Source organism: Pseudomonas sp. FSL R10-1339 (assembly GCF_009600545.1).
GTDB lineage: Bacteria > Pseudomonadota > Gammaproteobacteria > Pseudomonadales > Pseudomonadaceae > Aquipseudomonas > Aquipseudomonas bubulae.
Genome location: NZ_WIVQ01000058.1, coordinates 14,943 through 29,520 on the forward strand (window position 1 = coordinate 14,943; position 14,578 = coordinate 29,520).

At 60.6% G+C, this 14,578-nt stretch carries 7 protein-coding genes and 1 pseudogene; 2 read left to right on the plus strand and 6 right to left on the minus strand.

Going from position 1 to position 14,578, the window contains the following annotated elements:
- Positions 1-39 precede the first annotated feature (39 nt).
- Positions 40-636 carry a MarC family protein gene (locus tag GHO03_RS16330; protein ID WP_095001023.1) on the plus strand — a complete coding sequence of 199 codons (597 nt, stop codon included), beginning with the start codon at positions 40-42 and terminating at the stop codon, positions 634-636.
- Positions 637-717: 81 nt separating this feature from the next.
- On the opposite strand, the gene cobJ is transcribed toward GHO03_RS16330, so the two are convergent.
- The 6 genes from cobJ to GHO03_RS16360 all read right to left on the minus strand — a co-directional run bounded on the left by cobJ (position 718) and on the right by GHO03_RS16360 (position 14,234).
- Entirely contained in the window at positions 718-2,385 is a 1,668-nt protein-coding gene (cobJ, locus tag GHO03_RS16335; RefSeq protein ID WP_133144726.1) for a precorrin-3B C(17)-methyltransferase, read from the minus strand.
- Entirely contained in the window at positions 2,382-3,113 is a 732-nt protein-coding gene (locus GHO03_RS16340; protein ID WP_086798974.1) for a precorrin-2 C(20)-methyltransferase, read from the minus strand. Before GHO03_RS16340 ends, cobJ begins: the two co-directional genes overlap by 4 nt.
- Entirely contained in the window at positions 3,113-3,739 is a 627-nt protein-coding gene (locus GHO03_RS16345; RefSeq protein WP_016783380.1) for a precorrin-8X methylmutase, read from the minus strand. The genes GHO03_RS16340 and GHO03_RS16345 overlap by 1 nt, the downstream gene beginning before the upstream one ends.
- The gene (gene cobG / locus GHO03_RS16350; protein WP_306108798.1) at positions 3,732-5,063 is read right to left on the minus strand and encodes a precorrin-3B synthase; all 1,332 of its coding nucleotides are present in this window, start codon (positions 5,061-5,063) and stop codon (positions 3,732-3,734) included. The genes GHO03_RS16345 and cobG overlap by 8 nt, the downstream gene beginning before the upstream one ends.
- 90 nt (positions 5,064-5,153) lie before the next feature.
- Positions 5,154-8,918: a dermonecrotic toxin domain-containing protein gene (locus tag GHO03_RS16355; RefSeq protein WP_153400193.1), complete on the minus strand. Its 3,765-nt coding sequence runs from the start codon at positions 8,916-8,918 to the stop codon at positions 5,154-5,156.
- Positions 8,919-9,014: 96 nt separating this feature from the next.
- Positions 9,015-14,234, minus strand: coding sequence for a dermonecrotic toxin domain-containing protein (locus GHO03_RS16360; protein WP_153400194.1), 5,220 nt, complete (start codon positions 14,232-14,234; stop codon positions 9,015-9,017).
- 188 nt (positions 14,235-14,422) lie between these two features.
- On the opposite strand from GHO03_RS16360, the pseudogene GHO03_RS16365 reads away from it, so the two are divergent.
- Positions 14,423-14,578: pseudogene (locus tag GHO03_RS16365) on the plus strand (cobalamin biosynthesis bifunctional protein CbiET); the annotation flags it as partial.

Below are 14,578 nucleotides of genomic sequence, written 5' to 3' on the forward strand. Positions count from 1 at the left end.
ATAGACTTTCGGCACCCCCTATCGATGTGAGCTCAGACCATGCTCCATGTGCTGTTCAGTGTGTACTTGAAGATGCTGGTGCTTTACAGCCCGTTTTTCGTGCTGTCGTGCTTTATCAGCCTGACCCGGGGTTACTCGAACAAGGAACGCCGCCGGCTGGCCTGGAAAGTGGCCCTGGCCACGCTGATCTCCAGTGTATTGCTGTACCTGTTCGGGCGCACGATCTTCAGCGTCTTCGGCATCACCGTCGATGCATTCCGCATCGGTGCCGGCAGCGTGCTGTTTATCTCGGCGCTGGGCATGGCCCAAGGCAAGTCTGCGGTGCAAACAGACAATGTGCAGCAGGACGTGACGATTGTGCCCTTGACCATCCCGCTCACTGTCGGGCCCGGCACGATCGGTGCGTTGCTGGTCATGGGCGTCAGCCAGCCCCACTGGGATGACAAGCTGATGGCGATTGTCAGTATTGCCCTGGCCAGCCTGACGGTGGGCGTGGTGCTTTACCTGTCCAACCGAATCGAACGGATTCTCGGTGAGCAGGGTTTGCAGATCGTCAGCCGCCTGATGGGCCTGTTTGTCTGCGCCCTTGCAGCGCAGATCATCTTTACCGGGATCAGGGGCTATATGGTCCCCTGAAAACACACAGAACTGTGGGAGCGAGCCTGCTCGCGAAAGGCTCTGACAGCCGCTTCGCGAGCAGGCTCGCCCCCACGGGGCTCAGGGTTTTTCGCCATACCAGCGCGGCGTGTACACCCATTGCATGCCGTCAGCACGAGCAAAGGTGCACGTCGTCGACGACCCCACCAGCACCATGGTGCGCATATCCACCTGCTCCGGGGTCAACTCGCCCAGGGTCAGGGTGCGCAGGGTCTGGCCCGGACGGCCAATGTCACGACCCAGCACCACCGGCGTTTGCGGCGTGCGATGGCGCCTGACGATATCCAGCGCAACGCCCAGCTGCCATGGCCGTGAACGGGAAATCGGGTTGTAGAACGCCAACGCCAGATCCGCCTCGCAAGCCAGGTCCAGACGCTTCTCAATAATGCTCCACGGCTTGAGGTTGTCCGACAGCGACATCACGCAGAAGTCATGCCCCAGCGGCGCCCCGGCCTGCGCGGCCGTTGCCAGTGAAGCTGACACACCCGGCAGGATCTCCAGATCGACGCTGTGCCACTGCGGGTCCACAGACTCATGCAAGGCTTCGAGCACGGCCGCGGCCATGGCAAAAACCCCAGGGTCCCCCGAAGACACCACCACCACCGAACGCCCCTGCGCCGCCAGCTCGAAGGCGTGGCGGGCGCGCTGCATCTCTTCGCGGTTATCGGTGCAATGCATCACCTGATCGTCGCGGAACGGGCCAGCCATACGCACATAGGTTTCATAACCCAGCACATCATTGGCCCGCGCCAGCTCGGCCTTGACCGCAGGCACCATCAGTTCGGCAGCGCCGGGGCCCAGGCCAATTACAGCCAGACGGCCACGGGCCCGGCCAATCGTTTCAGGTTCCAGCGGCGCCGCGGCAACACCCAGCACCACGCCATTGCCCGGTTCACACCAGGCAACAGGCAGCAACGCTGCATCGCTGCCCACAAACCGCAACGGAACCGCCAGCTCAAGGGCCGTTTCACGCAGCGCTGCACTGGCCATCAAGGTTTCCGGTGCGACGATGCACGCCAGCGACTGACGTGCCAGCCCGGCCTGGTACAACGATTCGAGGATTGACTGTGGCGAAACCTCGGCACACACCTGCGCCAGTACATTGCGCGAATAAATCAGCAACTCGTCTGCCACTGGCAGGCGCTCGGCGCTGCCCACATGGATCGCCAGACGCGCCTGCCCGCTTTCGGGCAGTTGCGCCCGCGCCAGCCAAGGCGCATCGCCTTCGATACGCACTGATTCGCCGGCCAGCAGGTCCGAAACAAAGCGTTTGCCCAGCTCCAGATCGGCCAGCACATAGCCCGCAGGCGGATTGAGCAGACAGGTGCCAAAGCGCAGTTCGCCGCTGGTGGTGATCGCCGGAGCAATGCCCAGACCCGCCGCAATGACCCGCGCCAGATCATTCACCCCACCCAGCCCGCCCAGCAACGGCACCACCGCGCTGGCGTCTTCGGCAACCGCCAGTACCGGTGGCTCGGCGCCTTTTTCCAGCAGCAACGGCGCCAGCGTGCGGATCACAATACCCGCAGCGCATAGCGCAATAATCGGCGTGTCCTGCTGATAAAGCTGACGCAAGGTGTCGCCGAAATCGCTGTAACTGCGATCACCGCCGTCTACCCGCCCTGCCAGCCCGAGGACAGAAGCGCCGGGCAGCAACTGCTGGATACGGCGTGCAGTGTCCAGGCTGCCATTGCCCAGAATGACAATGGCCGGTGCCGGGCGACTCAACCCTGCCACCTTTCGCCTGGGACGATAATCAGCGAGAAATACGGCGAAGACATCGGTTCCACTTCATTGAGCGGCACGATCTTCTGATTGCTCATGGTGGCGCGCTCGACATACAACGCCCGCTCGGCCAGCCCCAGCTCGCCCAGCACTTCGCGCACTTTATGAAAGTTGCGCCCCAGCTTCATGATCACTGCCGCATCGGCAACCGCCAGCCGCGACTTGAGTTCTTCGTGGGGCAGCACACCCGAGAGCACCGACAGGCTCTGGTTGCGATACACCAACGGCACGCCCAATACCGAAGCGCCGCCCAGCATCGAGCACACGCCCGGTACCACTTGTGCTTCAAAACGCTGGGCCAGACGGTCGTGCAGGTACATATAGGAGCCGTAGAAGAACGGATCACCTTCGCAGATCACTGCCACATCACGGCCGGCATCCAGATGCACGGCCACTTCAACCGCGGCCTGATCGTAGAAATCACTGATCACCTGCTCGTAGGACAACGGCTCCGGCAACACCTCGGTGGTCACCGGGTACACCAGCGGCATCTGGGTTTGCGCGTCTTGCAGATGGGCTTCGATGATGCCGAACGCATTGCCCTTCTTGCCCTTGGCCACGAAATACGCCACCACCGGCGATTCGCGCAGCAGGCGCAGGGCTTTAACCGTGATCAGCTCAGGGTCGCCGGGGCCTACGCCCAAACCGATCAAACGTCCTGGTTGTGCCATCACTCGATCTCCGTGGCCAGGGCGTTGACGGCCGCAGCCGCCATCGCACTACCGCCACGGCGGCCTTGCATGATCACAAACGGCACGCCACGGCTGTCTGCCGCAAGCATGGCCTTGGATTCCGCGGCGCCGACAAAGCCCACCGGGAAGCCCAGGATCAGTGCCGGCTTGGGAGCGCCGGCATCGATCATTTCCAGCAGGTAAAACAGCGCGGTGGGCGCGTTTCCGATCACCACCACACTGCCTTCCAGGTACGGGCGCCAATGCTCAAGGGCCACCGCCGAACGGGTGTTGCCCTTCTCCAGCGCCAGCTCAGGTACGCCTTCTTCGCGCAGGGTGCAGATCACCGGGTTGTTGGCTGGCAAACGGGTACGGGTGACGCCTTCGGAAACCATCCGCGCATCGCACAGAATGGCAGCACCTGCCGCCAGCGCATCACGCCCAGCCTTGCCGGCACCCGGCGAAAAACGCAGGTCTTCAATGGCATCGACCATGCCGCAGGCGTGGATCACACGCACGGCCAGTTTTTCGAGGTCCGCCGGGATGCTGTCGAGGTTGGCCTCGGCACGAATAATGGCGAACGAATTGCGATAGATCTCTTGACCATCGCGGATGTAATCAATCATCGGTGTTGCTCCATTGGCGGGCCTCAAGCCAGGCACCCGCCGCTTCAATTGTAAGATTGCGCTCGCGCAGAACACCAAAACCGGCGTGCTCCGGGGTGCGTAAATAGAGGTCGTAATGACCGGGCGCCACGGCCAGTAAAGTGACCGGCGCGATGTGGGCTGCCGCGCAGGAGCGCTGGCAGCCGGTCAGGTGAATATTCAAAGGCTTTGGCAGCAACGCGGCCAACTGACGGGCATCCTGCTTCGTATCGGCCAGCCCTTTGGCACAGGCACTGGAGCCGGTACAGGCCACCAGATGCGCCAGCGGGTTGCCAGCCTCTACGATCAAGCCGAGCACCATCAACTGGCTCATCACCGCTGCGGCCTGAGCGGCCGCTATGTTGGGCAACAAGACGCTCTGGCATGGCGTGAACCGTAAAGTGCCATCGCCGTAGCGCTCGGCCAGCTCGGCCAACCCCGTGAGCATCGCCGCATCCAGCCGCCCCAGTGCCGGCGCCCCGCCGATATAGACCCGACCAGGCGCTTGCTGTGGCCAAATGCCGAGGTGCATGGACGCCGAGATGGCCCTGCACTGCCAGTCGCCAGCAGGCAACAGTGCCACGCTGATTCGCTGTGCCAGCTGCCCGACAAATGACTCAGTGGTGACCTCCTCCAGCAGATGACGCATGCGGGTTTGCTCAGGTCGCGCCAGATCCAGAAACTGCATCAGCACGGCCAACACCAGCTCATGCCCGTACTCCACGGGTACGGCTGCCAACGCGCAATCGTGCGCCGGGCACCCGGCCAGGCCAAAAGCCAACAGCGTCTGGCCATTACGCACAAATGCCGACAACCACAGATCATGCGGATGCTCCAGCATGGCCAGGGCCTCGCCGCCATCCAGTTGCACGGCGAACTTGGCCGACAGCTCGGTGAACCTTGGCGTGCTTTGCAGGCTGGCCAGTATCTGCCGGGCCAGCGGCCACGTATCGATATGCATCTGCAGATCAATGCCGGCACTCGGGCTGAGCATCAAGTTGCGCACGTCGTCACTGGCGGCAGTAGCAGGCCCAAGCCCGGCCGCCAGCAAGGGCGCAATCAATGCACTGTGTTGCGGCCCCACACCACGGATTTGCAAATTGCCACGGTTGGTCGCTTCGATCACACCACTGGCATACCGCTGAGCCACATCTGCCACCGTGCGAGCCTGATCGGCGTTAATCGCGCCGCCATCCAGCTTGACCCGACAGATACCGCCATCCATTGCCTGGACGATACGCAGTAACCCCGGGCAAGCCGAAGGGCGCACAGGCGTCGTGACAGAAAGTTCAGGTGGCAAGTTCAAGGAGCTATCCAGAGCAGGCAATACGCTATTGCAGGTCGCGCATTATGCCTGCTTTGGGCGAGTGCATGAAAAGCCTGCCGGACGGAATGACTACTCCCGTGTATTAACCTCGGGCAGTTGTGGATGATCCCGGCCCAGACGGGTGATCAACAACACCACGGAATCGGCATTGGCCAGCATGAGGTCAATGCGTTTACGAGCATCGTGTTTAAAGATCGGCCGCGCTTGCTCAAGGGTCCTGACACCGCTAAGCGCCTTGATTTTGGCCTTGCCCGGGTTAGCGGGTATATCCGCCCAGGTGCGCTCTTCAGGATCAAATTGCTGAAACAGGTGCTCGGTCGAGATATAGGGTGAATGGCAACTCTGGACGATCTGGTTAAACGACTTGATCTGGCTGCCCAGGGGGGTTGATTCATCCAGCAGGTCCTCGTAAGGAAAGCCGGGATTCAGATAGTTGATGTCCTCGGTATCAAGCGCCTGATGGCTGATCTCATGCAGCATAAAGGCCGCCCGATAATGCACGTTGGTCCTGAAAGGTGGCTGGGTGGCTTTCACAAATGCCTGGCTCAAGGCGTTGGGTGTTTCAAATAGAGTGCTGAAAAAATGCTCACTCAAGTACAGGCGCTTGTGCAAATCCCAGCGGTGAATCCAGGCGACGGCCTTGTCGTTGAACCGGGAGCGGCAGACCACGTATTTACTGGAAGTCAGCGGCGACAGATCGGGATGCAAAAACCTCGCAAGCAGGGGCCCGATCGTTTCATTGAGTCGGTCAAGCAACGGCTGATCAACGTGCTCCACATCAAAGAACGTCTGTATCAACGCCCGGTTCCGGGCATTCTGCGTCCCCGGTTCGAGCAAGGTGTGCAGGGCGCTTTGACTGCGCTGCAGGTAGGTGACGGCCTGGGCATGGGCCTCGCGAATGGCCTGTGCCTTGTCAGGAAAACGCCGCTCAATGCTGGCCATGCCGATGGCCTGCATCTCATGGGTCAGGCGGTCGGATATCGAAGCCGTGGTCGACAGTACAGGGCCGCCCCCCAGTAACGGTTCCTTGAGATCAAGCTCCCAATGCTCACGCTCGTTGATTTTCACCAGCGGCCCTTCGCGGCCTTCTCCGATAAAAATGCGCCAGCGCTCGCGCCAGGCCTGCACCTGAAAAACATGCCCGCCCAGCAGCACATAGTGAAGACCTGTGCCCGGGTGACGGTACAACCGGGTCAGGCTGTCCTGCTTGAGCTCCAGCAAGGCCACATCATTGGCCTGAAAAGGTTGCAGGCCGATCTCCTGCTCAGGCGTGAGGTGCACCGCCACTTCGGACTGCGGCTGACGCAAGACTGTCGGAGTCACTGTTTTCAGTTGGCGCAGTGTCAGATAACCACTGCCTATCTGTGCCAGCGACGAGGCAAAATCAGCCACGGCTTCACCCCACTCGCCTTTTTGCGCGGCCTCGAAACCCTGCTGCACAAAACCCGCCGTTTGCCAGACCACCATGGGAATACTCAGCCTGGCAGGCAAAAACATCAACGCAGTCGATGCAATCAACGAAAACAGGTATTTGAATGACTCCCAGTCGGCTTCGGCGGAGGTCTTCGACTGGGCGGCGGCCATGTCCAGCAACAGGTGGTAGTTGTCGACATACAACTGTTCAAACAGATTGCCCGCGATGGGCCTTGGCGCCAGGGTCGGGGGGGCCGGCCTGAGCATGAAACTGCCGAGGGACGCGTCCACATACTGCGGGATATGGGGCTCCACAAAACCGCCATAGTTGTAGGTTTTACGGGCCTCGGGCTCAAGACGCTGGAGCACCAGCGCCTGCAGGTCCGTGTTGATACGCAGGTCGTCGAGCAAGGCGGCTTCGTTGTTGTACGCTTTGAATGTAAAGCGCTCGCTGTAGTTGACCCACAGGATCTGCGGCCCGGCGCCTGACTCCACAGGCCCAATGATGTAGAGCCCCCTGGCCCGATCAGGATCGGCTTCGGGCTCGGCTACCAGCTCAAATGGCCGGACGATGATCGGCATTCTGTCCAACGTCAGGCGGGCCGCTCCATCTGGCATGTTGATGACCTGCTGTATGTACCGATACGCCATCTCCTGGCCAGGGTCGATCAGTTTTTCCCGCAGGGCCTGTTCCATCACCTGCAGCGAGAGCTGCTCGGAGAATTGTTGTTGGCGCAAGGTCACCCCCGGTTTTCCGGGCGCCAGCTTGTCTTGCAACAAAGCACGGTAATGCGCGCCGATTTCCAGTTGTCGGGTCAGTCGTTTTACATACGTCGCATTCAAGGCCGTCGGCAACGCACTGCCATTAGGGGCTCGCAAGGAAATCGCGCCTGCATTGAGCCGGTAAAAACCGTTAAGCGAAAATTGCGTGAGGGTCTGAACAGTGCGCGTCGTCGCCGCTGGCAAAAAAGAGGGCGTGCTACCAACCGGTACCGGGGAAGGCACATAGGTGTCGATCACCACCTCGATCGCATCCGGGTCTGGCGCCTGCCCCGCGAAGTCGAGCTCCAGACGCAGTTTCAGTAACGCGCGGGCGTACTCGGCAAGCGGCGGGATATCATGCAGGTAGTTTTGCTGTTCCTGCCCTGCCCCTGGATAGCGCTGCAACAACCCGGCATAAGCCAACTTGTCTGCCTTCGAGGCGTTTTTCAACCACTGCGGTATTGCCGCCTCAAACGCTTGCAGGCGCGCCATTTCAACCACAGGCTCCAACACCAGCCCTGCCCGACCTTGTACCAGTTCACTGTGGATAAGATTTTCAAAGGCTTGCGCCGACAAGGGGATGGCTTGAGCCGTACGGCAGGCAAAGCCGGCGTCCGCCAGCACCTTGGCAATAGCCCGTAGCTGGGTCTCTCGGACAAAGTCGTGTTCAACACGTTCGAATTGAAGCCCGCCAATTTTCCCGTTAGCGGTGCTGTCCAGCCAGGCCGTAACCTGCGGCTGCGTGCCCGTGCTGACATGGCTCAGCAGTTCCCAGCGCCGTGCCTTGTCCGCCAGGCGAGCTTGCAGTTGGGTGGTGCACTCGCCCACCGACGCAAAGCCTTCGAACCCCGAACCCGGGCTCCAGAATATGGCCCGGCCGGCAGTTGCAGGCTGCTGACCACCGCGCTCGGTGAACAACAGACAGTTGACGATATCCAGCCCGGCCTGTGCGCCATTTATTGATAGTGCAATGGCAAACACATCGGGAACAAACCCTGCCAATGCTCGACGCCGGGCGCTCACCGGCTGGCTCAGCACCGCGCCCAGCACCGCCAGGTCCGCCGCTGAAAGCCGGTTGCCCGATTGCATCAGCTGCAATTCGGCCCGTAGCATCGCCAACCTCAGGGTACACAGCCTGTCGATCAACGTATCGGCCCTCGGCGGTGGGGCCGGAGTATAGAAAAACGCACGGAGCTGATTGACATACCCCTGGAAAAACCCCGCTGCGGCCTGATCCATGACGTTGATTAATTCACTGCCTGAAAGTGGCTTGGGCGGATTGAGATCCGGGGTATCCAGCAAGTGCAGGCCCGCCTCTATTCTTTCGGGATCACGCGGCAGCGGCTGTAGTCCGGTGACCTGTTGCAACAATGCTTCCATCAGCGACACCGGCTCACGCAAGCCAGCGACCCGTAACCGCATACGGTCGAGCTCCAGCACGTCATGCCCCGCGCGGGCCAGCGCTTTCACCAGCCTTGAATACGCATACGAAAACGGTGCAGGCCATGGCCGCAACAATTCATCAACCTGGGAAGCGATGTTCATTAACTGCATCACCAGCCCCTCGGCCTGCCCGCCGTTGCCAGCAGCCATCGGGCGGACATTGAAGGTTTCGTTCGATGCAGAGCCGGAATTAAATGTGGAAGTGATTGCCTTCATGGGTGATCTCTCTTCGCTTGCGGACAATGCACAACACGCTATCGCGCCCCCGGACGACAACGGCACTACATAGATACCCGGGCACTTTCCGGGGGATCAAACGACAGCGACAGTTGCCGGTTTGAAGTACCCGAGCCAGGTAATCAACAACGTCTGAGAGTCGGCATTCATCAGGATCACCCTCTCGCGAAACACCGGGTCACTGAAAAACCGGTCACGCACCTCTTCGATGTTTTTGCTGCGAGTCTTGTGGATCAAGCTGTGTGCCAGCTTGAAAGGGAGGGGCAAGTAACTGCGCCGGTTGCTGTACTTCTCCTTGAAAAGATCTGCCTTGCGAATTTCGGTGGTCAGTTGACGATAACGGTGATCCTGCATCTGCCTTTTAAGCGTACGTATCTGACCATCCCAGTCACGCTCGGGAACCAGCAACTCTTCGAAGGGATGGCTTACACCCAGATAATTGATATCAATGGTGCCCATGACCAGGTGGCTGAATTCATGGAGCAGAATGGTGGCCGTCGAATGCTTGACCCGGTCGAACTCGCGGCCGTCCACCCCCATCACTGACAGGCTGAAAATCTCGTCGGCCGAGGCGAAGTAACCCTGAGAAAAAAGCACGGTCTTGCGTTTGATCACGCTGCCCAGCGAAGAAACACGCGCCACTTCTCGCGGGTTGGGCGGTGAGTACAAGCCGTAGCGGCTGGAATGCTGTGGTGAAAACTCGGGGGATTGCAGTGCCGTCAGCAGTTTGTCGACGATGCGTTTGAGCTTGTCGAGCAAGGGGTCGTCGATCTGGCTCACACTGAACACCCTGGCAAGAAAGCGCCGGGTCTGGGCATTCAGCTGGCTGGCGGAGCCGACTGATTGCAGATGCGCCCTGCAATCAGTCAGATAGCGAATAGCCTGTTCGTGCGCCTCCCGAATCACCTGGGCCTTGCGCGGCTGCAGACGTTCGATGGCAGGCATGCCCAGGACCGTAACTGTGTGCTCCCGGCCAAACGAAACGCTCCCCGATGTACCCGACCGCGTGCCCAGTGCCTGACCACCGCCTGGCAACGGTTCCTTGAGATCGAGTACCCAGCGCTGATGGGGGCTGCGTTTGACCAGAGGGCCATCGCGGTCTTCACCAATATGAATACGCCATCGATCCTGCCAGGCTGCGACTTGAAACACCTGCCCGTCCAGAACGATAAAGCGGTGGCCTGACTCGGGGTCAGTAAACAACCCGGAGCCAGTGTCTTCATGCAGACTATCCAACGACACATGATTAGCCGCATAGGGCCGCAAGCTGGCCTGCTGCTCACGGGTCATGGTCTCCAGAGGGGCCTCGAAGGCAGCAACGACGTGAGGTTCCCCGGTTGTGCGCCTCAGTGCGCCATGGCTACCCGCGATCATCAACAACGCCGTGGCAAAATCAAACACAGCCTGCCCCCAGCGATCATCTGCCACGGCCTGAACAGCTGACTGTGCACTGGTCTGGGCCTGCCAGATCATCAAGGGCACACTCAGCTTGCCCGGCAGAATCAGCAAAGCAGTGTCCGCCAGCAGCGACAGCAGATACACAAGGGAAGCCCAGTCCGCCTGCGCTGCGCTGCGGGCCTGGGTACGAGCCAGGGCCAGCCGCACATTGAGGGTATCGACGTACAACCTGTTCAGGCAGTTACCGGTCAACTGACCAGGATCGAGGCTGGCGGGAGGATTGGCCACCTGCGGCGAGCTCAAGGTCGGATCGACATAGCCGATATGCGGCTCGCGAAATCCCCCATATTCATAAATTTTACGAACCCGGGGTTCCAGCCGCTCCAGCACCTCGTCCTGCAAGGCTCCAGAACCGTGCAACCGATGCAGAAAATCGGACTGGCTGCTGTACTCTCGAAGCGCAGGCCCCTTGCCGTAGAGCACATACAACACCTGCGGCCCGCTATCCAGAGCAGCCGGACCAATCAGGTACATGCCCTGCGCCCGGTCGGGATGACGACCGGTTACGGCGCGAAAAGCCAGTGGCCGCACAACCAGCTCGATGCCCTTGAAGCGTTCGCGGGCTTTGGAGTCCGGGCTGTTCAGTACATGCTCAACGAAATCATGGGCCGTCTGGCTCAATGCGCCCTTGATTCGGGCTTGCAGCGCGTATTCGAGCACCTGCGCAGGCAGCTGCTGACAGAACAAGCCCTGACGCCGTGCAGCACCCTCATGGCCCGGGGTGAGTTTTTCGACCAGCAGGGCCTGATAGCTTTCGCCAAGATCCAGCGAACGCACCAGCTCACTCACATAGTGGTCATCCAGCCCCGCAGGCAAAGGTTCTTCGCCCAGTGAGCGATAGCTGCGCACGCCAGAGTGCACATTGAAAAAATGACTCAGGGCAAAATACGTCAGCGATCGCCTCAGCCTGGAGACTGCTGCGCCTCCGGCGATCTCTCCGCCAGCCGGTCCGCTGTATTGCACCACGCTGATTTCGACCTTGTCCGGGTCAATTGCCACGCCCGGAAAGTCAGCCTTCAAGCGTGCCAACAACCGCTCGCGGGCATAGTCGAGCAGCTCGGGCACGTCTTGCGAATACCCCTCGCTCCCGGCCTGTTGAATTCGCAGCAGGATCCGACCGTAGGCTTGCTGGTCACTGGTCGCCGCGTGCTTGAGCCAGTCAGGCAAACCCTCACGGAACTGCCATTGGCGGGCGGCGGCGAGCGTTGCGTCAACATTGAACTGCGCCTGCTCCGACCAGTAGCAATCCACCTGGTTGACCAGTTCCGGTGCCGACACCTGCTGCACCACACCTCGCTCCAGCAGGAAGCCGATATCACTGAGGTGTTTTTCTGTCTCCCGGCGCTGGCAGGCTTCAAGCCAGTCGGTGTCGATCACGCTGGCAGTCCATTTCACATCAACGGCGGCCTGCACCCTTTCGCGCTCACGCAAGCTGATACAGCGCAACAGATGCCATTGTTCAACACGATCCCGCAAGCGGGCCTGCAAGGTCTCAAGGCATGATGCCAGTGAATCGAAACATTCCAGGCTCCAGGCTGCCGTCCACAAGACGGCTTGCCCGGAGTTGACGCTGTCAGTGCCACCGCGCCCGGTCATCACAAGGCAGTTGCGCAGCGTGATGCTTGGGCGTCTGCCGGGCAGGGTTAACGCCAGCTCGCAGACATCGGGGATAAACCCGTTGAGCGCCCGTCGTGCAAGGTAAGTCGAATGCTCCAGCACAGCCCTGACAATGGCACTCCCGTTACTGTCCAGGCGTCCGTCCATCTGCCTGACGAATGCCTCGTAACGCAGCGCCGAGCCCCGGAACCGGGCCAGTCGGCTAATCACGGTCGAACCCGCCAATGCGGCCATCCCCATATAGTAAAAACCGTGCAGTTGCTGCATGAATTGCGCAACGAGGCCCACAGAAGCGCGGTCGAGCAAGGCCAGGACGGCTGCGCCATCGGGGTAATGGATCGGCTTGATGTCCGGGCTGTTTTTTTGCACGCCAAGACGTATTCGCGCGCCATCGACCGGGAGCGGACTCCAGCCTGTGACCCGATCCAGCAACGCATCGACCAGCGGGATAACCCGCAACGGCTCCAACTGCTTGCGCAAAGCCGCGGTGCCATAAATACGCAGCACCAGATCCCCGGGGATCAAATGGCTCAAACCAGGCGACGCCAGATGCTGCTTGAGCCGTCGGTGGGCAAAGCCCCTGAGCTCGGGCCGGCCCAGCAGCATCAGGGCTACCTGCCCGTTGAGCACCTGCAGTTTGCTTTGGATCAAAGGTAACGTAGCGCTGTCACCTGCCGTAGCCGCAGCTGTCGCCGGGCCATCAAGCGCCAGCCGGGTACTCCAGCGCCCTTGCTGGTTGGGCTCCGTCAAGCGTGGGTCGAGCAGCGCACGCACATCCAGCCCGTGATCCACCACGGCATTCACATTACAGTCCTTGCCACGTATGGCACCGAGCAGAAAGGTAAAATCCCGCGCCTGCTTGTCGATGATGGAGCGCACACGGTTTTCGAACAGATCACCCTCGATGGTCTCGACACTCAGGACCGGGTCAAGCATAAGGCGCAATACCGGCCGCTGATCCCGTGACACATGACCGAGCAGGTTGTCTCTGTCGCGGGGCTCCTTGAGCCGTGCGAGCACCTGACCCTTGAGCGTCTCGTCATTGTCAAAGCGCTCAAGTGCAGCCTGTTCGCTGAACAAAAACAGCTCGGGAGTGGAGACCGGTACAGACACACTGAACAGCCCGGCCAGTTCTACCCTGGCGCCCCCCTGCCCCAGCAATGACAGCCGGGCGGGCCGCCATTGCCCATGGGCATATCGATCATCATTCAGGCGCGAGCGCCCCACAGCCAGCAGTGCATCGAACTGCACGGGATCAATCCGCCCCTCGTGACGAGCCTGTAACAACCCATTGAAAAACCGGTCGCCCATAAACTGAACAGCCAGCACCCTCAGGCTCAACCCTTTTATGTCCAGATACCACCAGGCTTCGAGTTGCTGCTGCATCACGGCCTGAATGCCCCCGACAATTTCCCTGACCAACTGGTACATGCGCACATCCAGCGTGGGTGATCGTGCTTGAGCTGCATCGAAGGCTACGGTCGGGCTCAGATACTCGCGGATGTGATTACCCGGCCACTCGCCTTTGCCCAGGTACGCCAGTGCCAGATCCAGAAGGCTCATGCTCGACAACGGTGGCTGGCTGCCATTCGTCGCCATCGCATAGCTGTTGACCTGCAGCGTCTGAGCAGACAGGCCCAACCCCTGGAACTCGTGCTCCAGGGCCAGCGTGAGCTGTGCATTGAGCACCCCGCGCAGGGACGGAAGATCGAGCAGGCGCGCCCTCAACAACTCAAGGTTGTGCAAACGCAGATCCTGCAACGAGCGTGTGCGATGCTCAAATACCAGACCTTCAATCAAGCACCGCCTGATCCTCAGGGAGCGCAGTTTTTTCAGGTCTTCACGCACCTCGATCGGCATAAAGCGCAGCAAAGTGTCACGTACCAGCGGGTCGGCCAGACGCCGCTTGAGGGTTGTGCGCAGCGCGGTTGAATTGGCGATGCGCTCCAATCCACCGAGAGGGGAATACAGGAATGCGCCCGGCGGGTTGCTGTCTGCCCGGGTTACGATGAAATGGCCGGCAAGATCGGCGGCCGGGCCGTTGTCCGCGCCAAGCTCAAGGGCATAGACATGCTGCGGTTGCACCGCAATGACCTGCTGCAGATAGATAAACTCTTGCGCCGTGAGTTGCCCCGCAGCATCGAGCCGCACCAGGTTGTCTAGATACCCTGTTTGCATGGCGGCGAGCCAGTCATCCGGCTCAAGCTGATCATCTGTCACTGGCGACTGCCTCAGAACCCACGGAAGGCAAATCTTGGCCCGAATCTCCGGTACAACGGCATTAACCGGCTACCACCTGTAAAGATGAACTCTGGTGCAGTGCAAGGCGCGTTATCATGCGCACCTGTATCCGCAGGGCCTTCGCCCGGTAGCGGAGGAACAACCCGGCGTTTATCAAGAGGATCGGCATGTCGCCCTGGCTAACAGTTGTGGGAATCGGTGAGGACGGCTTTGCCGGGCTGGGCAAAAATGCGCGCCGCGCCTTGTTGGGCGCGACCCGCGTAATCGGCAGCCAGCGCCAGCTCGACCTGCTGCCCGCCTGCATTCGCGCCGAGCGCCAGACC